The sequence below is a fragment of the Gimesia aquarii genome (genome assembly GCF_007748175.1).
Taxonomy (GTDB): domain Bacteria; phylum Planctomycetota; class Planctomycetia; order Planctomycetales; family Planctomycetaceae; genus Gimesia; species Gimesia aquarii_A.
Map to the genome: position 1 here is coordinate 371,794 of NZ_CP037422.1, position 22,590 is coordinate 394,383.

General features: G+C 47.0%; 18 protein-coding genes. 7 read left to right on the forward strand and 11 right to left on the reverse strand.

Features of this window, described 5'->3' with window-relative positions:
* Window positions 1–128: 128 nt before the first annotated feature.
* Window positions 129–2,054, reverse strand: coding sequence for a vWA domain-containing protein (locus V202x_RS01505; protein ID WP_145170569.1), 1,926 nt, complete (start codon window positions 2,052–2,054; stop codon window positions 129–131).
* Between the two features lie 430 nt (window positions 2,055–2,484).
* Between V202x_RS01505 and V202x_RS01510 the strand changes: the two genes are divergently transcribed.
* A complete protein-coding gene (locus V202x_RS01510) occupies window positions 2,485–3,060 on the forward strand; it encodes a DUF456 domain-containing protein (protein ID WP_197993166.1) in 576 nt (191 codons plus the stop codon).
* A gap of 10 nt (window positions 3,061–3,070) precedes the next feature.
* Here the strand turns inward: V202x_RS01510 and V202x_RS01515 are convergent, their stop codons facing one another.
* Window positions 3,071–3,271, reverse strand: a complete 201-nt coding sequence (locus tag V202x_RS01515) for a hypothetical protein (protein ID WP_145170573.1) — start codon at window positions 3,269–3,271, stop codon at window positions 3,071–3,073.
* Window positions 3,272–3,347: 76 nt separating this feature from the next.
* Window positions 3,348–3,767 (reverse strand): hypothetical protein, encoded by a 420-nt coding sequence (locus tag V202x_RS01520; protein ID WP_145170575.1) that lies wholly within the window; start codon window positions 3,765–3,767, stop codon window positions 3,348–3,350.
* Window positions 3,768–4,197: 430 nt separating this feature from the next.
* Here V202x_RS01520 and V202x_RS01525 point away from each other — a divergent pair, with 430 nt between their 5' ends.
* Together V202x_RS01525 and hrpA are read left to right on the forward strand one after the other, a co-directional pair.
* Window positions 4,198–5,028 (forward strand): haloacid dehalogenase type II, encoded by an 831-nt coding sequence (locus V202x_RS01525; protein ID WP_145170577.1) that lies wholly within the window; start codon window positions 4,198–4,200, stop codon window positions 5,026–5,028.
* A 193-nt stretch (window positions 5,029–5,221) separates the two neighbouring features.
* Entirely contained in the window at window positions 5,222–9,211 is a 3,990-nt protein-coding gene (gene hrpA / locus V202x_RS01530) for an ATP-dependent RNA helicase HrpA (RefSeq protein WP_145170579.1), read from the forward strand.
* Window positions 9,212–9,216: 5 nt separating this feature from the next.
* Here hrpA and V202x_RS01535 read toward each other — a convergent pair whose 3' ends face one another.
* From V202x_RS01535 to V202x_RS01560, 7 genes are all read right to left on the reverse strand, one after another.
* A complete protein-coding gene (locus V202x_RS01535) occupies window positions 9,217–12,240 on the reverse strand; it encodes a M56 family metallopeptidase (RefSeq protein ID WP_145170581.1) in 3,024 nt (1,007 codons plus the stop codon).
* Window positions 12,237–12,635: a BlaI/MecI/CopY family transcriptional regulator gene (locus V202x_RS01540; protein WP_145170583.1), complete on the reverse strand. Its 399-nt coding sequence runs from the start codon at window positions 12,633–12,635 to the stop codon at window positions 12,237–12,239. The genes V202x_RS01535 and V202x_RS01540 overlap by 4 nt, the downstream gene beginning before the upstream one ends.
* 244 nt (window positions 12,636–12,879) lie before the next feature.
* A complete protein-coding gene (locus V202x_RS01545) occupies window positions 12,880–13,269 on the reverse strand; it encodes a nuclear transport factor 2 family protein (protein WP_145170585.1) in 390 nt (129 codons plus the stop codon).
* A 44-nt stretch (window positions 13,270–13,313) separates the two neighbouring features.
* Window positions 13,314–13,481 carry a hypothetical protein gene (locus V202x_RS27325; RefSeq protein WP_197993167.1) on the reverse strand — a complete coding sequence of 56 codons (168 nt, stop codon included), beginning with the start codon at window positions 13,479–13,481 and terminating at the stop codon, window positions 13,314–13,316.
* 357 nt (window positions 13,482–13,838) lie between these two features.
* Window positions 13,839–14,204: a thioredoxin family protein gene (locus V202x_RS01550; RefSeq protein ID WP_197993168.1), complete on the reverse strand. Its 366-nt coding sequence runs from the start codon at window positions 14,202–14,204 to the stop codon at window positions 13,839–13,841.
* A gap of 411 nt (window positions 14,205–14,615) precedes the next feature.
* Entirely contained in the window at window positions 14,616–15,245 is a 630-nt protein-coding gene (locus tag V202x_RS01555; protein ID WP_232098768.1) for a transposase, read from the reverse strand.
* A 10-nt stretch (window positions 15,246–15,255) separates the two neighbouring features.
* Window positions 15,256–15,720, reverse strand: coding sequence for a transposase (locus V202x_RS01560; protein WP_145170592.1), 465 nt, complete (start codon window positions 15,718–15,720; stop codon window positions 15,256–15,258).
* 311 nt (window positions 15,721–16,031) lie between these two features.
* Between V202x_RS01560 and V202x_RS01565 the strand changes: the two genes are divergently transcribed.
* From V202x_RS01565 to V202x_RS01575, 4 genes are all read left to right on the forward strand, one after another.
* On the forward strand, window positions 16,032–16,700 hold the full coding sequence (locus V202x_RS01565; RefSeq protein ID WP_145170594.1) for a hypothetical protein: 669 nt from the start codon (window positions 16,032–16,034) through the stop codon (window positions 16,698–16,700).
* 215 nt (window positions 16,701–16,915) lie between these two features.
* A complete protein-coding gene (locus V202x_RS27330; protein WP_197993169.1) occupies window positions 16,916–17,071 on the forward strand; it encodes a hypothetical protein in 156 nt (51 codons plus the stop codon).
* Window positions 17,072–18,231: 1,160 nt separating this feature from the next.
* Window positions 18,232–19,533 carry an FG-GAP repeat domain-containing protein gene (locus V202x_RS01570; protein ID WP_145170597.1) on the forward strand — a complete coding sequence of 434 codons (1,302 nt, stop codon included), beginning with the start codon at window positions 18,232–18,234 and terminating at the stop codon, window positions 19,531–19,533.
* Window positions 19,530–20,924 (forward strand): tetratricopeptide repeat protein, encoded by a 1,395-nt coding sequence (locus V202x_RS01575; protein WP_145170600.1) that lies wholly within the window; start codon window positions 19,530–19,532, stop codon window positions 20,922–20,924. Before V202x_RS01570 ends, V202x_RS01575 begins: the two co-directional genes overlap by 4 nt.
* Window positions 20,925–21,016: 92 nt before the next feature.
* On the opposite strand, the gene V202x_RS01580 is transcribed toward V202x_RS01575, so the two are convergent.
* A complete protein-coding gene (locus tag V202x_RS01580; RefSeq protein ID WP_145170602.1) occupies window positions 21,017–21,976 on the reverse strand; it encodes a DUF1559 domain-containing protein in 960 nt (319 codons plus the stop codon).
* Window positions 21,977–22,590: the final 614 nt, after the last annotated feature.

A 22,590-nucleotide genomic window follows, 5' to 3' on the forward strand; every position in this document is an offset into this window, starting at 1 on the left:
AACAGACAAAAAAAGTTGATGTGATTCTTGATAAATTGATATGAATAATGGACCCGGAGAGTGGACTCCTGATCATATTTCTTTGATTGTTAACACTTAAAGCTATATTATAAAGACAATTCTGACGGTCAGATTTTGAGTGGCTGGTTCCCTTTCACTCCTCGTTTTTTGAGCGCCTCACGTCTCTTACGTTCGTCTTCAGCAAAACGTGGGTTCTGTGTCCTGACTCGATTGCCGCTTGAGTCAAGATTTTGTTTGAATTCCTTCCAGGTCCAACCTAAAGGTGTGTTGAGTTCTTTGGCAGCCAGATAAGCCCAGGGGGTTCCAGGATGCTCATCGATGATGCCGTTCAGAAGTTCATTAGCCCGCTTAGCGAGTTTTCGTACAGAGGGACTGGAACGCACGTCTTTCGCGGCAACCAGTTGCCAGGAGTTATTTCCTTTCTTTTCGAAGGCTTTAGGATTGCTTTTCATTTCTGCCAAAACCGTATTATAGCCGAAGGTCCGCACACGCATTGCCAATACCCGACCTAACGCCAGATCGTAATTGGCGCGCCAGCGCGGTTCAGTAATCTTTTTACGGTCATTCAATCCTTGTTCCAGCATAACCTGTAATTCGTTTAAACCGTAATCCAGTTCTGAGACTGGCTTTTGAGCCGCCGTGATTGCCTGTCTGAGCACGTTGTCATTGTTGGCTGCGAATCTCAAAGTGGGAATTGGCAGCCTGCGTTTTGAAGCGCGGGTCGCCATCGCAGTCCGCACCAAAGATGCTTTCGCCATATTCATACGCACGCGTTTATCGTAATCACGAATCGAAATATAATCGGGGTGATAATCTCGCATGTCAGCCGATTCAAATTTGGCACCCTTCTCCGTTGTATCCTGGGTAATAAAGAAAATGCCATTCGTTTCCGCACAGAGTCGTGTCAAACCATAGGGACCGTAGCCGGAGGAAAGCTGACGGATGTCATAAGCGCTCGTCCCCCAGAATGGCAGTTTAATCCGCTCAGGTGCGATTGTCTCTGGTCCAGTCTCCGATACAGCATCTACGAAAACACCAGGCTCAATTTCGAACTTTGTCATCACATCGCGTTGGCCAAACGGTGCGGCGTTGCCGACTACATAGCACTTAATCCCATTTCGTTTTGTTAACATAATGGCATCTTCGAGATTTTGTTCGGCGTCAGTTCCCGCTTCGTCAGTCACAACAATGATCATCATGTTGCGACGCCCTTGCCTTTTATAGGAAAGCCAGCGTTTTGAAACCATCTGGACAGCGCCAAACACATTTTCGTCGCCTGTCATGTCCTCCTTAATTGAGCGAATCTTGGAGACCACTTCTTTCACATCACTCACGGGATCTTTTGTGATGATCTCAGTTTTGGCACCAAAGGCGGCTACCGCTGTTTTCAGCGTGTTTTCATTTTCCGCGGCTTCGAGGATTCCCAACTGTTTGTAGACATTTTCGAAGCGGTCTGCGATTTGATTGCGACGCTTGGTTACTGAAGGTGAAACATCAAACAACCAGACGACAAGTAATTTCTTCTCTTTGGCAGCGGCAGCAATTTCTAATGTCAGACGGTCGATTGCTCCTGCCACACCACCTGGGCGGTCTGTTTCACCAGTGACTTCGACGGCCGCCGTCAACTCTTCCTTGGCAGGTTGAGTCAATGCATCGTCAAAGATGGGTTCAGGGGTTTCAATTTCGTTTTCGAGTTGACTTTTCAGCGCTTCCTGCTGCTCTCGGGACGTTTCAGGAGCAGCGGCCATCGAAGGTGACAGCATTGTCGTATCACCGGCAGTTCCAACAACGTCCTGGATGGTCGGATCGAGTTTATAAACATCAGGATTGATTTCTTCGATGGAAGAAATGATCGCGTTCTCGGAATCGAGCAACGTAATTCGTGTGATGCTCGCGAGAATGAACAAGATCACCAGATGCACGCCCAGGCTGATAAACCAGGCAGGTACTTCTTTCATGTTCAACCAGTTTCGGGATTCAACGTCTACAATTTCCTCGACATGGACGTCCCTGGTAGGATTGACGATACTCACGACCTGCTCCTTGGATTAGGCTGAAACAGTGACCATCTCAGCACTTACTTAAGTGTGTTAATGCCCTTGATAGTAGAAGCGATGTGAGAATGATCCATTCCCACACGAACATTAATCATCATGGATTATTATAAGAATCTTCGTCCATCAATGGCTTATCAAACTTAAAATTTTACCCCTGAATCCAGACAAATACAATCATTGTCTGCTCAGTCGACCTCTAAATGTGTTCAAAAGTACATATTCAGCACCAATATGGAGTACTCTCTATTAAACTAACCTCGATCTATCTGCCAACATTCGTCTTTTTTTTGCATTCCATAATATTTCATGACGATTGACGAAGAACGATTACGAAATGTACTGCAAATCAATAAACTTCTTGCAATACTCCTTCATTTACCAAGTTAAACATTTCGGGTTAGTCCCTATGTCATTTGAATGGCTCTATGACTTACTGCCAGTCACCTTCTATTACCTGATGGCAACACTCTTACTGTTAGCGAATATAACGGCATGGGTTTCGATTCTGTTTTTGGTGCCGGGAAACTGGGTTGTTGTCTTTCTGTCTGCGTTGTTTTACGTTTTCATGCCAGTTCAGGAAAATAACGGGATTTCGCTGACTGTGTTACTCATAGCGGTCGCACTCGCCGGTCTGGGCGAACTGGTTGAAATGCTCGGCGGTTCTGCGGGAGCTGCCAAAAAAGGAGCCAGCCGGCGGGCGATGATTCTTTCGTTGTTAGGTACATTTTTATGTAGCATACTAGGTGCTGGATTAGCCACACCCATTGTACCACCGTTGGGAACAATCATGGGAGCCATATTAGGAGGAAGCGTGGGTGCGTACATGGGTGCCTATCTGGGAGAAGTCTGGAAAGGGAATCAAGATGTCGACCGCCAGGAAATTGGAAGAGCGGCGTTCATCGGTCGGATTCTCGGTGTCGTTGGGAAAATGGCCATCGGTGTGATCATCATCGTTATGATCACTGTCGACTCTTTCATTTGAAGAGCATCGATCAAGTAACACGGTCTGCACTCGAATTTTCATCAATCAACTTTTGACAATAACGAATCTGTTTGACTGACCAGCCAACGGTTCTCGCAGCAATACCAATTGTCAGTGGGACTCCAATCACGAAGCAGGCCATCACGAAAATCCGAAAAAACTCCCGATCGTTGAAATTACCAAAGTACTCCCAGATTGCATTCCAGTCCATTTTGATTCATCCTTATTAAAAAATTGAAGCATGTGCTCTGAAGATTCGATCGGTTTCGTCGGTTCTTGAAATTATTTTACCAAAAGTGATACCGTAATAAAAAAATAATATGCGGTAGTCGTATCGCTGGTTCCAGTGAAGATTTTGCACTTGACGCCATCGTGCTGTTCTTGAAACTCCCTGATTCTGCGTCGCGCGCGCGAGGCACGTTTTTTGGATAACTGCACATGGCGCACCACCTCAGTTTGTGCATCCAAAAAAGCATGATTTTTTCCACATTTTCACCTGAAACACCAGAACCGGTTCCCCATGTCTCGTATCGAGTCACTCCTTTTGAACACGCTTTCTGAAACCATAGACCAAACCAAACGGCGATTTCGTACCACTTCCGAGACATTAAGGCGCATAAGTTTCTCTTGACCCCTGTGTGCCGTTGAGCATGATTAGACCCACTCGACAAAGGGAGCCCTCGTTTAAATACAGGAATGATGGGCATGACGAATTTCTCCCCACAAGTGAAAACAAAGCTCAGCAAGGAACGGCAAACAACACTCTACCGAATAGCGCTCACCATCTCTAGCTGAAAATGGAGAAGTGCAAAAGCGCATTTGTCTAAAGAAAAAGAATCATGACTACCACGAAAGACACAAAATTCTGTGAGCGACAGCGCGCTAGCACTCGGTAACGCGAATGACGATTTTCACTTATAAAAATAGATGGAAAAACAAATCCCAGAGTTCGCTGGGGGTCACTATTGTTCGTGCTTTTTCGTGTCTTTCGTGGTAGTAAAAATCCATGTCCAACGCATGTTATTTATCAGGAAGCCTGATATAGTCTGGAAGGAATGTAGGAAAAATGCCATACTGTGCTGATTGATTTCGAATATGAAATCGTTTTGATTCCATCATCAGAGAAAGGACGAAAGGATGTTGCCTGGCCAGGATTCCGATTCAGCAAATGCATCTGATAACAGCCGTCGTAATTTTCTGGCGACCAGTGCCGGAGTTGCTGCCGGAATGTTGCCCGCATTGGCAACGGCGCAGGATCAGCCAGCTTCGCCTGCGAACACGCGGCCGAAGTGCCTGTTCTTTGATGTCAATGAAACGTTGCTGGATCTGGAAGCGATGAAAGAGAGTGTCGCGCAAGCGCTCAATGGGCGCGCTGATCTGTTGCCACTCTGGTTTACCACCATGCTACAACATTCTCTGGTCGCGACAGTCGGCGATCATTACGACGACTTCGGCGTGATCGGCGCGGCCACACTACAGATGGTGGCCCGCAACCACGGGATCGAACTTTCCGAGGAAGCGGCCAGAGAGGCGATTGCTCCTATTCGTTCCCTGCCCCCACATCCGGATGTAAAGCCAGCACTTACGCAATTAAAGCAGGCAGGCTATCGTATGGTAACGTTGACGAATTCCTCTCAGGCCGGCGTCGATGCACAAATGAAAAATGCGGGGCTAAATGATCTATTCGAATCACGATTGAGTATTGAAGAACTCCAGATGTTCAAACCGCATACTCACGTTTACAAATGGGCGGCCCGCAAAATGAAAGTCCAACCGGAGGATTGCATGCTGATCGCCGCCCACGGCTGGGACATCGCCGGTGCCCTCTGGGCCGGCTGGCGCGGGGCCTTCGTTTCCCGACCGGGCGCCCAGCTCTATCCACTCGCCAGGTCACCCGAAATCATCGAACCCGATCTGCAAAGGGTTGCCGCACAATTGATACAGTTAGGGACAGATTGTTGTCCATGATTGGGATGACAAAACTGAACCAACTCAATCAAGATAGCATAAATACAGCCGTCATAATCGCCTCTTTGGACCCGTTCAAACCGGTAATCTCACAAATCTCTCCCTAAACCCTTCGCGCTGCCGAACTTTCGTTTCATAATGCGGGTCCTTATTTCTCCATCTTGTTATGTCTCTTTTGCTTCGATGTTGTCTAATGTCCCGCGGTGATTCTCATTCTGCTGCTGCTGACGCTGGTTCTGCCGGTGAGAGTGTGGATGCTGCGCTGTCGGAAATGCCGGCTTCGATTGAACAGGCGATGGTCGGAGATCAGTTTCGGTTTTCACAACGGCTGCGATCGATTCGACAGGCGAAAAAAAGCAAGAAGCCGTTCGATAAAAATTTGAAGCGGCTGCGCGACGAACTGAAAAAGTCCATGGACCGTCGCGCGGCGCGTTTGAAGCAGTGCCCACAGATTACCTTTGACAAGAGCCTGCCGATTCATGAAGAATTAAAGACAATCAAACACACGATTGAAGAGAATCAAGTCGTCATTGTTTGTGGCGAAACCGGGTCGGGAAAATCGACGCAACTTCCCAAGCTCTTGCTGTCAATGGGGCGTGGTATTGGCGGTTTGATTGGTCACACGCAACCCCGCCGCATCGCCGCTCGTTCGGTTTGTGCGCGGATCTCTGAAGAACTGGGACGCGAACAGGGAACCGCCTGCGGCTTTAAGATACGATTCACGGACACAACGAATCCGAATACCTATATTAAGTTGATGACCGACGGGATTCTGCTGGCGGAGACACAGACCGACCGATTCTTGAATCAATACGATACGATTATTATTGACGAAGCCCACGAACGATCCTTGAACATTGATTTTTTACTCGGGTTTCTGAAACGTCTGCTTCCCAAACGTAAAGACCTGCGGGTGATTATCACCTCTGCCACCATCGACGCAGATCGCTTCAGCGAACATTTTTCAACGAAGAGCAAACCAGCACCAATCCTGAATGTGTCCGGCAGAACGTATCCGGTGGAAATTCGCTATCGTCCTCTCGATGCAGAACCAAAGGCACAAAATCAATCAAAGTCACAGGGGAATGGTGCCGACGAACAATCGTTGCTGGCAGAAGCGGTCAACGAGCTAGCGGCCATTGATGAGGGCGACATTCTGATTTTTGTGCCAACGGAATGGGATATCCGCGAGACGGCCAAGCTTCTGCGAGGCCGTTCGATCATCGGCGACGATGGGGCGCGTCAGACCGAAATTGTGCCCTTATATGGCAGGCTGTCGACGGCGGAACAGAACAAGGTCTTCCGCCCCTCCTCGTATCGGCGGATTGTAATCGCGACCAACGTTGCCGAATCGTCGATCACGGTGCCCGGCATTCGGTATGTGATTGATACCGGTCTGGCGCGCATCAGTCGTTATTCGAGTCGCTCGCAAGTACAGCGTCTGCCCATTGAAGCGGTCTCGCAAGCGTCAGCGAATCAGCGGGCGGGACGCTGTGGTCGCGTCGCACCCGGGATTTGTATTCGACTCTATAGTGAAACCGACTTTAACAGCCGTGACGAATTTACGCCACCGGAAATTCTGCGAACCAATCTGGCTTCCGTCATTCTGCAGACACTGACGATGAAGCTGGGAGCCATTGAAGAGTTTCCCTTTATTGATCCCCCCAAGCCGGTCGCCATTCGCGATGGATACAATACGTTGTTTGAACTGGGGGCGATCGACTCGCATTATCGATTGACTGACATCGGCAGGCAACTGAGTCGCTTACCCGTTGACCCACGCATTGCCCGGATGATATTAGCGGCTCACGATGAAAATTGTCTACATGAAATCCTGATTATCGCGGCGGCTCTGGAACTGCAAGATCCGCGCGAGCGACCTATTGACAAACAGCAGGCAGCCGATGAAGCCCATTTGCCATTCCGCGACCCTGATTCTGATTTTCTCAGTTATCTCAAACTCTGGGACTTTTATCACAAGTTGAAAGAGGATCTTTCGCAGAGTCGACTGCGCAAGGCATGTGTGCAGAATTTTCTGTCTTATAATCGATTACGGGAGTGGGCGGACATCTTTCGTCAGTTGAGACAACTGGTGGAAGAGACAGGTTTAAAAATCCATCCCCGTAAGGATGATTCCGCATCCATCCACCGCGCTCTGTTACCCGGTTTTCTTTCGAATATCGCCATGCGCTCGGATACGAACGAATACACGGGATCGGGTCAACAAAAATATTTTCTCTGGCCCGGTTCGGGAGTCTTTGAGAAAAAACCGAAGTGGATTATCTCGGCGGAACTAATTGAGACCAGCAAACGTTATGCACGCACGGTTGCGAAAATTTCCCCCAACTGGATCGAGCCCGCGGCCGCTCATCTGGTGAAAAAAAGCTGGAGTGATCCACGTTGGAATGGAGACGCTGCCTCAGCAGTTGCAACAGAAAAAGTGACCCTGTTCGGACTCACGATTGTTTCCGGACGTTCCGTGCACTATGGAAAAATCGAGCCCGATCAATCGCGGACGTTGTTACTGCAATACGGTCTGGTCGAAGGAGACATCAGTCTGCAGATCGATTTTCTGACTCACAATCAGAATTTTCTGGAAGCGCTCGAGCAACAGCAGGCTAAGTCGCGGCGTTACGATTTGATTCCCTCGCAGGAACAGCAGTTCGCGTTTTATGATGAGCGAATCCCCGCGGATGTCTTCGATGGTGTCAGTTTAAAAAAGTGGTGGAAGGCTGCCAGCCGCAAAACGCCGACGCTGCTCAACATGCGACTGGAAGATTTCTTCGAAGAACAAGCTCAGGATGTCGACGAAACAGAATTTCCCAATGCACTCAACATGGGGAAAATGCAGTTCCCGCTGGAATATCATCTGGAGCCTGGCGCTGAAGAAGATGGTGTGACGGTTTCGATACCGCAGGAGAGTTTGAATCAGCTTTCTCCGCATCGATTGGGGTGGCTGGTGCCCGGTCTGTTGGAAGAAAAAGTCGCCGCGATGATCAAGGCGTTACCGAAGTCGGTGCGTCGTATGCTGGTACCGGCTCCTGAAACGGCACGACAGGTGGTCAGCAAGCTGGAGTTCGGCAAGGGGTCGTTTGAAGAGACGGTGGCCGAGATGCTGTCACAGATTTCGGGTGAACCGATCACGGCCGATCAGTTTGAAATTCAGCGTTTACCGCATCACTTGCAGATGAATATCCGCGTGCTTGATCAGCAGGGAGAGACCATTGCCAGCAAGCGTAATTTGACAGAGTTGCGTCAGGAATTTGGTTCCAAAGCGGCCGACAGTTTTTCTTCGCTTTCCGATGATCATTGGAGTCAGAGTGGATTAACAGACTGGACGTTCGGTGACTTTCCCGCAGAGGTTCAGGTTCAACACAATCATCTTGCACTCACCGGTTTTCCGAGTTTACTGGACGAAGGAAAGTCGGTTGCCCTCTGTTTACGTGATGCCCCCGAGCGAGCTGCTTATGAAACACGCTTCGGGCTGAGACGCTTGTTTGTCCTCGCCGAACATCGCAAGCTGAAATCGCAGGTGGATCACTTGCCCGGCCTGAGTCAGATGACGCTGTACGCGACTTCCATCGGTGGAATCAATTTCAAAGCACAGTTAATTGAGCTACTGGCAGAACGCACTTTGTTTGGACAGAAAGAACGGCTTCCGCGCAGCGAAGCACAATATCGAAAGTTAGTCAAAGAATGGCGTAATCAAATTCCCGTAGCGGCACAAGATTTAGCCAGCCTATTGCCTGAGTTACTTGAAAAGTATCATCGTATCAAGATGACTCTGGAGAAAACCAAAGTCCCCGCCTGGAATGAACCGTTGCATGACATGCGGGCACAATTGAAAGCGATGATCAACGATCGCTTTCTGGTCAGCACACCTTATCCCTGGTTACAGCAGTTTCCACGATACCTTGAGGGCATCGAAATTCGTCTGGGAAAACTGGGAGGTGCTGGTTTGAAACGCGATCTCAGTAATATCCGCAGTATTTCACGTTACTTCGAACAATATTCGCAACGTGCCCGACAACACCATGAACGCGAGATTATCGATCCGCAGTTAATTAAGTTTCGTTGGATGCTGGAAGAATATCGCATCTCACTCTTTGCGCAGAAACTGGGAACGGCTCTCAAAATTTCGCCCAAAATTCTGGATCAGCAATGGGCGGCTGTGCGAGATTGAATCATTTATTCTTTCTTCACCTTTTTCTGGCCCTTGAGTTTTTTATCAATAAGTTCACGGCGTTTACGAGATGACTCGCGCATCCTGTTCAGTTGCAGGCTTTGTTGTTTGGAGAGCGGTCCCAGGCCAAGCTCTCGAATTTCTCCAGGCAACAGGCTGACGGATGCGCCGGGTATCGAAAAGCTTCCCCCGTCCTGACCGCGAAAACTACGAGAGATCGTTGTTCGATTGATCGGTGGAATGTGTTGGTACTGAAAGCCCTCTGTTTGAACCGATTTGGGCAGGTCGCTCCAATATTGGTTCAATATGATTTCCGGCCAGGCTTCTGTTGCCTCTATTTGTGTCCTGAGAGACACGGTTTGTGTTTCGTTCGGCACTTCATCTATATTTGTTTTTAATCCCGACCAGGGCAACAGCTTGAGTTTTTTGTCTGGCAGAATCCAATCGCTTCTGTTGAGAGAAAAACCTGCCTTGGGATGTAAGGCAACAATGTAATACCACGGGTTCTTTGGCGGATATAACTCAAACTGACCATTCGAGTCTGAAAGGGTCATAATATGCTCAAGTCGGTTGCGGATTCGTCCCTGTACGAGGGCCATATGGTAGGTTTTGTAAGAGATCGACTTGTCGACAGGTTTGATCAATACCACTTCGGCCCCTTCCACTGGTTCTCCTTTTGAGTTGAGAATTGTGCCCGTGAATTTTAGGGCAGGATCAGGTCGCAGATCGTCAACCGTTTTAATGTGGTCATATCGAAAATCGGTCCGTGGCCAAAGGCTCCCTTCGCTATGGCCACCGAGTTTAAATTTACGATGCAACTCCCAGATTTTTGCTTTTGTTGTCTTATATAGACCCGCTTCCGTGGCCCCTCTGGTAATGTAAAATGCGGGTCTGACTGATGAGGGATCAGGCATCGCCGCAAATTTCTGTTCGAGTTCATTCCAGGTGATGATCTGATTTCCATTCAGTAACAAAACATGTTTTGCTACAACGATCGGTAACTTTTCGGGAGTAACATGCTTCACTGGAGTCGATGTTTCGCTGTTTTCCTGAGTCGTTTTTTTCTCGGATAGCGTGTTACTAGTTTCCGAAGGGTAAAGTGGCAAGTCTTTCAATTCGACCCATTCGAATTCACGTTTCTGAAATTCGAAGTGGTCGAAGTTTTTCAGTTCAAGATTTCTGAAATACCACCTTGTCTGATGAACGGGTGCAGTGCCACCTGCGTACTGTTGCGCAGATTTTGAAGCAGTATGGGTTTTACCCTGGGAATCAACGGCGATCACACGAACGTCACTTTTTTGTAAACTGTGTGTCACAACTGTGACGAGCTCTTCTTTTTTAGTGTTAGGATTTTTCTTAATAAATGCTCCCGAAAAAATAATGCCCTGGTTATCTCTTGTAGCGGTAGAACTGGCATAGGAGTTTGCTTCACTGACTGTCGTCCACTGACTACTGGCGACTCCAACACTCAGATCAAATGATTTCGTTCCTTTGCGAGTGTTGAAGATTTGTGAACGATAGCCGGGTGGGCTTTCCACTCCATCGAGAACGACTTCACCATTCGCGGACGAACCTGTGTTGGATAGTTTCCATTTGACAGAGCAACCAGTGGGGAGGTTGGAAATTCGAAATACCAGTTGTCGACCAATCTGGTTCTCGCTGACTGCGACTTGCGCACCTTGTATGTGATAGGGAACAGAAGGTAGTAAAGTGCCTTTAGAATTCCACCAGCGCTGTGGTTTTTCGTTATATGTGCCGATCGATAAAACTTCCACTTTACTGCCAAAGGAAAATGGCTTTGTGGATTTGTCAGTGGTTGCGATCTTATTTTTTTGCGGAATAGGTTCTGGAGACTGGTTAACTTTAGCGTAGGTGGACCAGAGTGTGGGACCACATACAAGTAACAAAGCTGTCGCGGCAATTGATAACGCCATACTTCGAGAAAATCGAATGGGCTCTCGCAGTGGCTCCCCGAAGAGTCTTGCCACGCGACGCCTTACTTCGGAAGGGGAGCGGCCACTGGCTGCCAGCGATGCAAGGTCAGGATTGATGACAAAATTAGGATTGGAAAGCTCAACAACTCGTAACAGTGCTGTTGCATATTGCACGCGCTGTTCAAAATTAGGCTCCGTATCTTCCTGACAGGTGATCTCATCACAACAAAATTCACGTAACGTGCTGATGCGTCGGCTGAGATACCAGAGAACCGGGTTGAAAAACAGGATGGTCTCTGCCAGCCGTTGCAGTAAATTGACCCACATGTCATAGCGTCTGACATGAGCCAATTCGTGTTTTAGAAACATGTCCAGTTCCCCCGTCGTCAGCCCACTTAGGATGGAAGCCGGAATCAGTATCATTGGCCGAATCAGTCCGATGACGGTTGGGATCATGATCTGTTCAGTATAGGCCAATGTGGGAACGATTTTCATGGACCATTGATTGGCTAACGATTGCAATGATTCGACAAGCGGTCCTTCTTTGATAACCATTGCTTGCGCACCAAGCTGATTTGCTTTGATCATTGCTAAACCTAATCGTGCCAGCATAATAACGACACCCGCAAGATAGAAGGCAACAACCCAGGGCATATACTGCAACCATCCGAATAATTTCCCGTTCGATGAATGTGTGGCGAGAGCAGCATCGCTGGTGGAAGTGCTTCCGGTTGGTTTGTTATGTGCCAATGGTAGTCCGGTTGCTTGTGATTTTGCGGTAGGAGCCATGGCTGTCTTATCAGGTGTCATACTAGGTGGTGTTGCTGGAGAATCTGCAGTTGCTTTTATGCTCACGTTAGCTTGTTCAGGAACGTCAACCACATCCACCATAAGAAACGTAATTGGTAGTGCCAGCAGGCCGACAAGCAGCGCTGCTACATTCATGGTATAGCTGGTTTCAACAGTTCGGTTTTTCCAGATCAAGCCGCTGCACCAGACAATGAATAACAGTGCCGCCATTTGCCAGACAGAATGTACTAACGTCAGACAAATTCTCGTACTCAATGCAGGATCGATGAAATTTTGCCAGATCATTTCGACTGCTCCTTTGCCTTGCGGGTAATCAGTTTTCGTAGTGCAGCGAGTTCGTCTGAATCGACCTCGGCTGTTTCGAGAAGATTGAGCATCATCGCAGAAGGTGAACCGTCAAAGAGTCGGGACAATAAATCTCCCATAATGTTGCCGGCAATATTTTCTTTCTGCACGTTTGGTGAGAATAAAAACGATTTCCCTTGCTTTTGCCTTTGTAAATATCCTTTTTGGTGCATGATATTGAGAATCGTGATCACAGAGCTATGTGCCAACGGACGTTGTGCCTCTGATTCGAGCTTGGCGCGAACATCGCGGACTGGAAGGGGTGCATCATCCCACAAAATTTTAAGAATCTCGAGTTCAAGTGCTGTGGGATGTTCTGATACGGGACGAGCCATTGTCTTTTCCTGTGACACGAAGAGGGTGATTGGAGCCATCAAAAGAAAGCTGTCGTTGACTAGGCTTTGACAGATTCTGTAAAAAGAGAACATCTAATTAATTAGATGATATTATCAAGCATAAAATTCGTTGTCAAGCAAATCTTCTAATTAATTAAAAGAATGTGCGTTGAAATGACGCACGGATGTTTCTTTGTCGTCCGCTCAAAGTAACGGTTATGTGGTCCGAGGTCCTACGAGACTCTTACGCTTGAGAAGTCTGTGCATGATGAACGGACGGGATGTCCCAGACTTCTGAAATACGGCCATCAACGATACGCCACACCACAACCACGTCAATTTCTATCTGCTGGTCTTTCATAACCATCGTGTTTTTGCTCTGCGTTACCAGCAGTTCATCTCCGACCGCAGTGACAGAGACCGGGTTGACCCTAAAGGTGCCATCAGTCTGCTTTGCCATTTGTTCGAAGAAGTCTTGAACTCCGCTTCGACCGACATAGTCGCCTTGCATATCTGGCAGGAGTGGATTGAAGAAATGCCAAACGACGTCTTCCGCAAATACGTCGGCGGTTCCGGCTACATTTCCAGGGTCAAGTTGCTTTAATAGAGCGACGTTCGGATGCTCCTCAGTCATTCTCTCCACTCCTTCTAGGTTTTCTATGGGCATAATGAAAAAGTTCACCGAGTCGCTGTGATGGATGTTGAATTCAGAAATCGCGCGGCCCGTGTCTCCGTGTGCCACGGATTGTTTAAAGAAGCCGCTTTGCGGCGGGATGATTTTAGCAGATGGTGAGGGATCGCGTCATCGGTTGATTCGATGTGGCAGAGTTTTTCTCGAAATTTCATTTTCTCTTTGGAAAGGATCGTTTGCCGGAATTGCCATGTTAGTTGGGTATGCACCACTACGCAGCACCGATTACGTTCAGCGATCCAGATCGCCGATACTTCAAGCACCTCCATCGACTAATTGCAGTCCGAGTGAAGCCGGCACCGTCATCTTACAGCCTGCCGGACGAGTTCGATGCGGATCATCCACCGTCTCGTAATTCGACCGTTTTAAAATACTAATAAAAAGGGGGCAGGTTTGAATGGTACTGTCGTCGTCCACTCAATGTAACGATTCAATGGTCCGAGGTCCTGAGAGGCGATAAGGTTGAAATTGAGAAGATATCGCGTGATTGAGGCCATCTATTAATGAACGAATCAGAACGATGTGGAATCTTCCTTTGATCGAGGTTCCGACTGAGATTGCGAATTGCTGGTTAGCTGTTGTAAAACTCTGTTGTTGAGTAGTCCACCCGAAGTTGGATAATTCTGAGTCCAAAGCGGTTTACCATTGGAAAAGAACACATAGCTGGGGCAAACGGTTGCGCCGAGCGAGGCTGCAAGAGCCTGGTTGGAATGAAAATCCAAGCGTACAACTTCCGCGCGTCCCTCGAGATTACCCAGCAATTGCTGGACCTGTGGTCGCATATCGTTACAACGAAAACAACCGGACATAACGCTGAATTCCACAAGTACAGGTTCTTTCGAGCTCAGCACGAGTTCCAGGAGCTCGCTCGCATTCACGACTGGAACCGGCGGCGCCAAGTTTCTCTTAGATGCTTTTTGAGTAGACTTGCTCTCGCTGCAGCCTGACAACAAAGTTAATCCGCAAAGAATCGTTATAAGTATATTTACATAAGTATTCATGGAATTGAGTTCTCAATTCAAGATAGAAAACTGTGTTTGATTCATGTAATCCCAAAGGCCTGTCAAATTTAGAGCAGACGGATTCAGAATAGTAAAGTGAGGTGGATGAAAATCCCCTTTTGCCGCCCTCTGATTCTATACATTCAAAATTATAGTAACGAGATACCTTGTGACAACTCCTGCGCACTTCAAAACGAGATACGTGGGTTCCCCAGACCGTGGACTTAGAAGACAGAGCAGGTGAAAAATAACAGTGTAAAGTGCACTTACCGGTTAAGTAAAAAGGAGTCAGGACTCTTTTCTGGGTCTTCCGCGGGGGCGAGTTGTGCTTTCGAGGGACAATCGGATAGCTGTGTTGCTGGTCCATTTGTCATCGCCAAAGGGTGTGCCGCGAGTGATACATTTTCTGACGGCAGCCAGTTCGGCGTCCGTTTGTGGTTTGTTAACCAGTGACCGCCATTGGCGTGGTAGCGGTGGATTTTTGAGCTTTGTCAGCCACGCGAGCGTATCTCCCTTTTGTTGTCGTGCCCAGGCGGAGCCATACTCCCACTCCTCGGCACGTTTGACCAAATTCGCTCGCAGCGGGTTGCGTTCGACATAACGCATCACTGTCAGCAAATGGTCGTCTGACTGAATTGGGAACGATTTAAATCGTCCCTGATATAGGTGACCGCTTCCCCCGGTTGAATAGTGCGCGTGCCAGCGCATGGTATGGGTGACGGTGAGTCGTTGAAAGAATTCCGTCAATTGGGTATCCGTCCTGGGACGTACCACAAAGTGCCAGTGGTTAGGCATCACCGACATGGCAAAGATCGGTAGCGGAATCTTTTCCCATGTTTCCTCAACAACCCGCATGAATGCAGCATAATCGTCCGGCTTCTCGAACAACGTCATCCGCGCCACAGAGCGGTTAAGCACGTGAAACACTTCACCGGCAGGACAAATTCGTTTCGTACGAGGCATTCAAGGAGTATAACAGATTACAGCCAAGATTAAAAGAGACCTGACCCCTTTTATGCTTTTCGACATGGCGCATCACCGTCAGCAAATGCTCGTCTGATTGAATCGGGAACGACTTGAAGCGTCCCTGGTACAGGTGACCGGTTCCCCCCGTTGAATAGTGCGCGTGCCAGCGCATGGTATGGGTGACGGTGAGTCGTTGAAAGAATTCCGTCAATTGGGTATCTGTCTGGGGACGTACCACAAAGTGCCAGTGGTTAGGCATTACGGACATGGCATAGATCGGTAGCGGTATCTTTGCCCACGTTTCCTCAACGACCCGCATGAAAGCAGCATAATCGTCCGGCTTCTCGAACAGCGTCATCCGCGCCACAGAGCGATTGAGCACATGAAACACTTCATCGGCAGGACAAATTTGTTTCGTACGGGGCATACAAGGATTATAACAGAATACAGCCAGGATTAAAAAAGACCTGACCCCTTTTATGCCTTTTATGCTCTCCGATGAAACAAGGGTTTTTCAACACGCTCGGTCGTTTTCGCTTCAGTTTGTAAACAGGTTTGACTTGAAGATGTAGTAACTCGGGTTCCCCCCGGATTGATCGGGCTGAAAGACGGGAAAGGTATCGAAAAATCCAACCAAATTAGACTCGGGAGGTGTTGTTGTTATAATCGAGAAGGTTGCGAGTCTGGATCGGTTCCAAGCTCAACCCATATGGGATATTTCGGATAAAGACATTAGCCATGCATTCGCTACTCAAAACCTTCGCCTCCGTTTGCCTTCTCGTTTCGAGTGTCTCCGCAGAAGAGTGGAAGTCAGCCGACGGCGTGATCTCGGTGACCGTGCCGGACGAGTCCCGTTTTGTCGAAACCGAGTCCCAGCCCCCTGTTTCCATCATCTGGGCCTCAACAGATGAGACTTTAACCCTCATGATTGCTGAAGTGCAAATCCCACCCAATACGCCACTGCGGCAATCCTCGATAGAGCAAGGAATCACTGGGGAAATGGGAGGTCAGATCCTCAATTCAACCAGCGAAATGCGCCAGGGCTACGAACTCTTCACCATCACCAACCAGAGTCAGGATTTTACCCCCGAACTGATCATGAGTCAAAATATCATTGCGATCAACGGCAAGGTATACAAGCTCATGGCAATGGGTTTTGGCAAGGACGTCCGCACGGATCCTGATGCTGAGAAATTCCTGTCCTCATTGAAAATCCATGTCGCGAGGCGTGACACACCACCTCAGGCAGCACCAGGTTCATGGGGAGCCTCGACGAATTCCGAAACTTCGATGGTCGATTTCATCTCACAGAAACTGGGGTCCATCGGTATTCTCCTGCTACTGATCTGCGGAATCGTCACCCTTATTTTACGTGTTTCGAAACGCGACGAACCGAGTGAACTATAGACTATATTATAGCAATACTGCGCTGATATGGAAAAACACAACAAAGTATGAAACTGATTGTGCAGCATGATCAGAAAACGGTGGGGCTTGTTGAAAAAGTCTGTTTGATAAAACTGGTTCAACGTGTGATTGATCTTGATCTGTGGTGTGTTTTGGCGTTATGAGTAAGTTCGCTTTGTTGTCCAATCTCCCTGTTTTCGATCATGGAGACACTGATGCAAGGATTGCATGTCTTTGAACCCAGGACCAGGACGATCATTGATCTGGAGTCGTTCGTCCCAGAACACCACTTTCTTCGGCAGATTGATCGCATCGTTGAACCAGCATTCATCCGCAAACTGACCACCTCTTGCTATGCAGGCGAATTTTAAGCTGTCCGGAACATTTTATCTGGTAAAACGGTCTTATTAGCGTTGAAAGCACTAAATACCACGGTGTCAAAAACACGATTACTTCACAGCAGAAAATAAAAGAGCATTTTCGGTTCCAGGTGACTCTTCCCCCCTAACTCTTTTCCATTTCATTACCCTCATAAAAAATGAGTTGCTGTAACCACGAAATACACGAAACTCACGAAAATGAATTCTGGATCTCAATGCTTTGACATTCAGTTCATACAACACCTGCACAATCTTCATCTCTGATATGTTCGTGTCTTTCAGATAGAATCTATTGGGCGGTCTTTGTGCTGCTGCAGTTGCAGTGCTTTATTGCGGCTGCCTGGTATGCTTTATTTGATTACTTTCAAGGAGGATCTGTCATGTGGTGTTTGGCTTTTCATTTGTTTCCTTTTCTTTTGAGGTGGGGAAAGGTTTGTTGGTTGAGATGTGATTATCATTGCGAATGGCGCAGGTTGGTCAAGTTTGATATTTGCGCAGTTTTGTCTGAGGGTTGGTACTTTCGTGACCAGTGGATCGCTGAATTATGCTCTTGCAGGGTCAAATTGGGTACTATTAGCAGTGAAAATTGGGAACCGGTTTCTAGCTTGCCAACGAAATTCTTGCTCAAAGGAGCTGGTTTTATAGTGATAACATCATCAGGAGAATTTAAATTCAGCATCCCAAAATTTTTCACTCGCGCGCGCGACGCAGAAGTGAGTAATTTCGTCAGGGGCGCGGCGGTGTCAAGTTCAATTTAAGCAGGGAGAATGGAGAAAAATCCAATAGGATATGATGCAAAAACAACCGCCGCTGGAATCGAATCTCGAAATTCAGCAAGTGGGTTTAGCATTGAAAGAGATTCGTACCCAATAACGGCTCTCCGAGATCGAATCGAAAATAGAACACTTTAATACATAAAATATTATAATAGGGAAAAGAGATCATTATTTGACATGGCGATATTGGTAAATGCTGAGAACTCTTTAGTTCGATGTTCTGTCCCTCATCAATCAAGAAAAAACACAGCTCTAAGTGTTTTTAGCACATTGCCTTATTGTTTCTGCTTTATATGATTGAAGATGGGAGACGCGATCTGCTTTACCACTTTCGATTGACCACCTTAACTTCCTGCAAAAATTGACGGATCATTAATGTCCTTAAAAGCTCGTAGCATCATATTGATCTGCTTGATCATTCTGATTCCGATTGTAACCTGGCGTACTTTGCCTGGATTGCCTTCACTTGGCGAGCCACCGGAGATCTATTCTGGTGGAACTTCCTATCCTGAATCTCCGTTGAAGTTCAAAAGAGTCACGGTGGGGCCAAAACCAGTCGGGTTACCCCTCATCACGAACGTACAAATTTTAGATTTCAACGGTGATGGGCACAACGATGTGATTGCCTGTGATGCGGGGAGAGGTACTGTGTCTCTCTTTACGAATCAGGGAAAGGAAACCTGGCAGGAAGAAGTCCTGCTCCGTGACTTAGCAGCGCCTGCACATGCAACCGTTGTAGACATCGATCAAGATGGAGATCAGGATATTATTGTTTCCATCTTGGGAAATCTACTTCCCGATGACCGTGTCATTGGTCGCGTTGAGCTCTACGAACGAAAAGAGAATGAGTATGTACGGCACGTTATCCTGGATGACGTCAGGCGCGTCGCGGATGTGCAGCCGGGAGACTTTGATGGCGATGGTGATTTGGATTTAGCGGTGGCCGTTTTTGGTTACAGTCGGGGGGCCGTTCTTTGGCTCGAAAATCGTGGAAACTTACAATTTCGAGATCACGAACTATTGAGAGCCCCAGGAACGATTCATGTGCCCGTAGCCGATCTTGACGGTGATGGCGATCTTGATATCGCGGCGATTGTCTCGCAGGATGAAGAAGAGTTATGGGCTTTTGAAAATCTGGGAAAAGGAAAATTCAAAAAGCGACGTCTCTGGATGACAATTAATTTAGATCTTGGAAGCGCGGGTCTGATTAGTGCCGATCTTGATCAAGATGGGGATCAGGATTTAATTTTACCTGCGGGCGACAATCTGGAAGATCTCGATGCCTACCCTCAGCCTTACCACGGCTGTCTCTGGTTTGAGAACAAAGGGAATTGGAAGTTTGAACCTCACCGAATTTCTCATCTCGGAGGGACTTATGCGGCTGATGTAGGCGACCTTGATGGCGATGGGGATTTGGATGTTGTGCTCGTGAGTATGACAAACGACTGGTATGATCCCAACACAGCCAGCGTTGTCTGGCTGGAAAATGACGGGAAGCAAAATTTTCAAACCTGGCAGATCGACAATAATCCCATTCATCTCGTTACGGTTGCGGTAGGCGATCTTAATGGAAACGGCCAGGATGACATCGTCGCCGGTGGTCTCAATTTGCGTAAACCATTTCAGAGAATTGGAAGAATTGCAGCTTGGTTAAATCTTCATGAGGAGGCTCCATGATCAAATTCGTTCGATTTCTATTAATCCTGTTCGTCATAGAATTAGGATTTTGTGGATATCTGATTGCAAAGCGTCTTTCTCGACCATTACCCCTATTGCCCGAGGCGGAATATGTTGATCCCCTGATGATGGCAGATTACCGGGAACTCGCAGATCAGGCAGAACAAGGTTCCAGTAAAGAATGGATGAAATTGGGCCAGGCTTTGTTAGGACAGGGATTTTATAGCTACGCCGAACATTGTTTTCGTCAAGCAGCAAAGCTTGATCCTACGAATGATCTAGCGCAAGCCAGCTACGCATTTTGTCTGGAGCGTACAGGCCGTACTCAAGAAAGCACCAGGGAGTATGAAAAATTAGAGGCATCGTCAAGAAACAAGTCGACCGCTTTTGCCAATAAAAAGCATGTGTTGTACACAACTGGCAGGAATTATTTACGAGAAGAAAATGCAGCGAAAGCTGAAGAAAAATTTCGACAGAACGCGAACTTCCAACCCGCAGATTATCAATTGGCTAAGCTGTTGGTTAGATCGGGCCAGGTTGAGTCGGCATTATCAATCATCGAAAGAAATTTAGAACAATCACCCAATTCATTGAATTTCCTTTCTTTATACGCGCAGGCACTGGAAGCATCAGGTCGTGAAGTTGAAGCGATCGAAGCGGCTGAAAAAGTCGAGCGTGCATTAGAGATCATCCCTCTCAATTTTAATACCGAGTTTATTCAACCTTACAGTGTCCGACATGGGATTGAAAAAGAGGTTGAGGCTTATAACCATTTGATCAAACGCAATGATATGGACCATCTGGCAGAAAAACTGGAAGAGATATTTCGTCTTCTGGAGGATCGGCCCCTGCCACAGTATAAAGCGACGCTCGTGAGTATGATTGAAGTTGAGTTCCAACGGAAGAACCCGGAGCGGATGCTGATGCTGATTGAGAAATTAAAAGAACATGGAGTCGAAAATGCAGAATTACTTCAGTTTAAAGCGGGTGCCTATCTACTTTCAGGCGAGATGGAAAAGGCTGTACCCCTATTACAGCGTGTTTTGAAAATGTCACCCACGATTGAGGTTCATCAAACTCTGGCGAATTATTATGAGCAGCAGAATGATACCGAAAAACGAGACTATCATCAGGCAAAAATGGCGCTGTTATACGCAATGATTGCTTTTCGAAATAATCAACTACCCGCTGCAGAAGAAGCGATACAGCGATCTGTAGATCTCAATCCTCGTGATCCGCAAGCATGGTTCTACTATGCTGAGACTAAACGCCATCGGGGTGATTTGGAAGCGGCTCAAACAGCTTATGAGAAATGTATTGAACTCAATCCAAACCATGGTCGTGCGTTGAAGGAATTAAAACGGTTAACGGCAGGAAAAGATATAAAATAATAGAAGGCTTGCTTAATCTAAAAAGCCCAGTGACTTTAGAATAAGAAACCGGGCTTTTGTATTTCTGAAACAGGGCAAGTTTCGTGATTCAATTAAAACTCACCGACGACTTCTTTTTTATTCGGGGTCACCAAGGCAAGGTAAGTGAGTCGGTCGATATTCTCCGAAAGAAAACGAACACTTCCATCACCCAAAGTAATATGGATTCCACCTTCGTGACTACTGGAAGCAATCCAGGCACTTCCCCATGTTGCAGAAGAACCATTGATGAGATAAGTTGCATTCGCGCCACCACTGTTGGTGACATCGAGTGAAGAGACTCCTGGGTGCCAGGCAACAGTACTTCCTGACAGTCGAGGACCAATCCATAATGCGCCTCTCCAGGTACAGGGAGAACCTCCACAGTTTGTGGACGTGCTTCCATCGTCTTCGGTTGTTCGTTCGAGAAGAAAAATGGTATTAGTCGTTCCATCTGTTACTGTTTTCATTCTCGTCGTCGAATTAGCAAACATTACTCCTTGCCTATTATTGGCGCTGGTTGACGCGCTGCAAATATAGTTTGATTTACCAAAGTTGTTCATATCTTTATTGATCCCTTCCATGGGGTCCGTTGGGCAAATAAATCCAGGCAGAACTGTTTGTGCTGCGACGATAGCATCCGCAACACTTCCTGTACCATCCTGGTTTCCATCCATCCAGTTAAAGGCAAAATTTCCTGTCTGTGTACCCACTTCATTGTACAATGGTGCCTGGTCCATAAAGGGGAGAATCATGGTTCCCCAACCTAGTGCATTCAAGTTACTTGGTGCTAAATGGGATGTGTTTGTAGCAGGAACATTATCAATGTAGGCAGGCGGAAAAATACGATGTGTTTCGTGGTAGTTGTGCAATGCCAACCCAAGTTGTTTCATGTTGTTTTTACATGTACTTCGTCGAGCTGCCTCTCGGGCTTGCTGTACTGCTGGTAATAATAGAGCAATCAGAATCGCGATGATGGCAATGACCACCAGTAGTTCAATCAACGTAAATCCATTTTTTAGAGCGCGTCTCATGTTCTTTTTCCTTTAAAAAATAAAATAAGAGATCAGAATTGATATGAAAATATCTGTTCCAAAAGAACAAAAAGATTGTTTGATCAAAGGAGTTGCCTGAGAAAAATACAAACTACAATTGGGCAATAATAAGTTATGTGCCTATGTCAATGATCTATTCAGGGTTGTTTATACTTATTAATACATCAGTCCATTAATATACACACGATTAATTTATTGTCTAGAGACTTTATAAATAAAGTCTTTTTTAGAGCTATGATTAAATTTAATAACTAATATTTATTAATAAACAGGTTTCGAGCTATCATTTTGTCGATGTCGACTGAATATCTAACTCTAAGGGTCTCGTTCTTTTGAGCGGTGTTCTGGAGTGAACAAAATAGTCTTATATGCTTCTAAGAGTACGAGGCTCAAGGGGAGGTGAAATAATCACTGTGCAGGGATCTATAAGATAAGTATAAATGAGAGGTAGCAAAACGTATTTGACATCTCGCAGTATCTTGGAGTTGATGACGGAGCACTTAAAATCAGTAGGGTGATTGAGTGCCATACCTTCAAAAGCTTGCAATGATGGATCGTCAATGCAATATCTTCGTTAGAGGGTTCGGATTGGA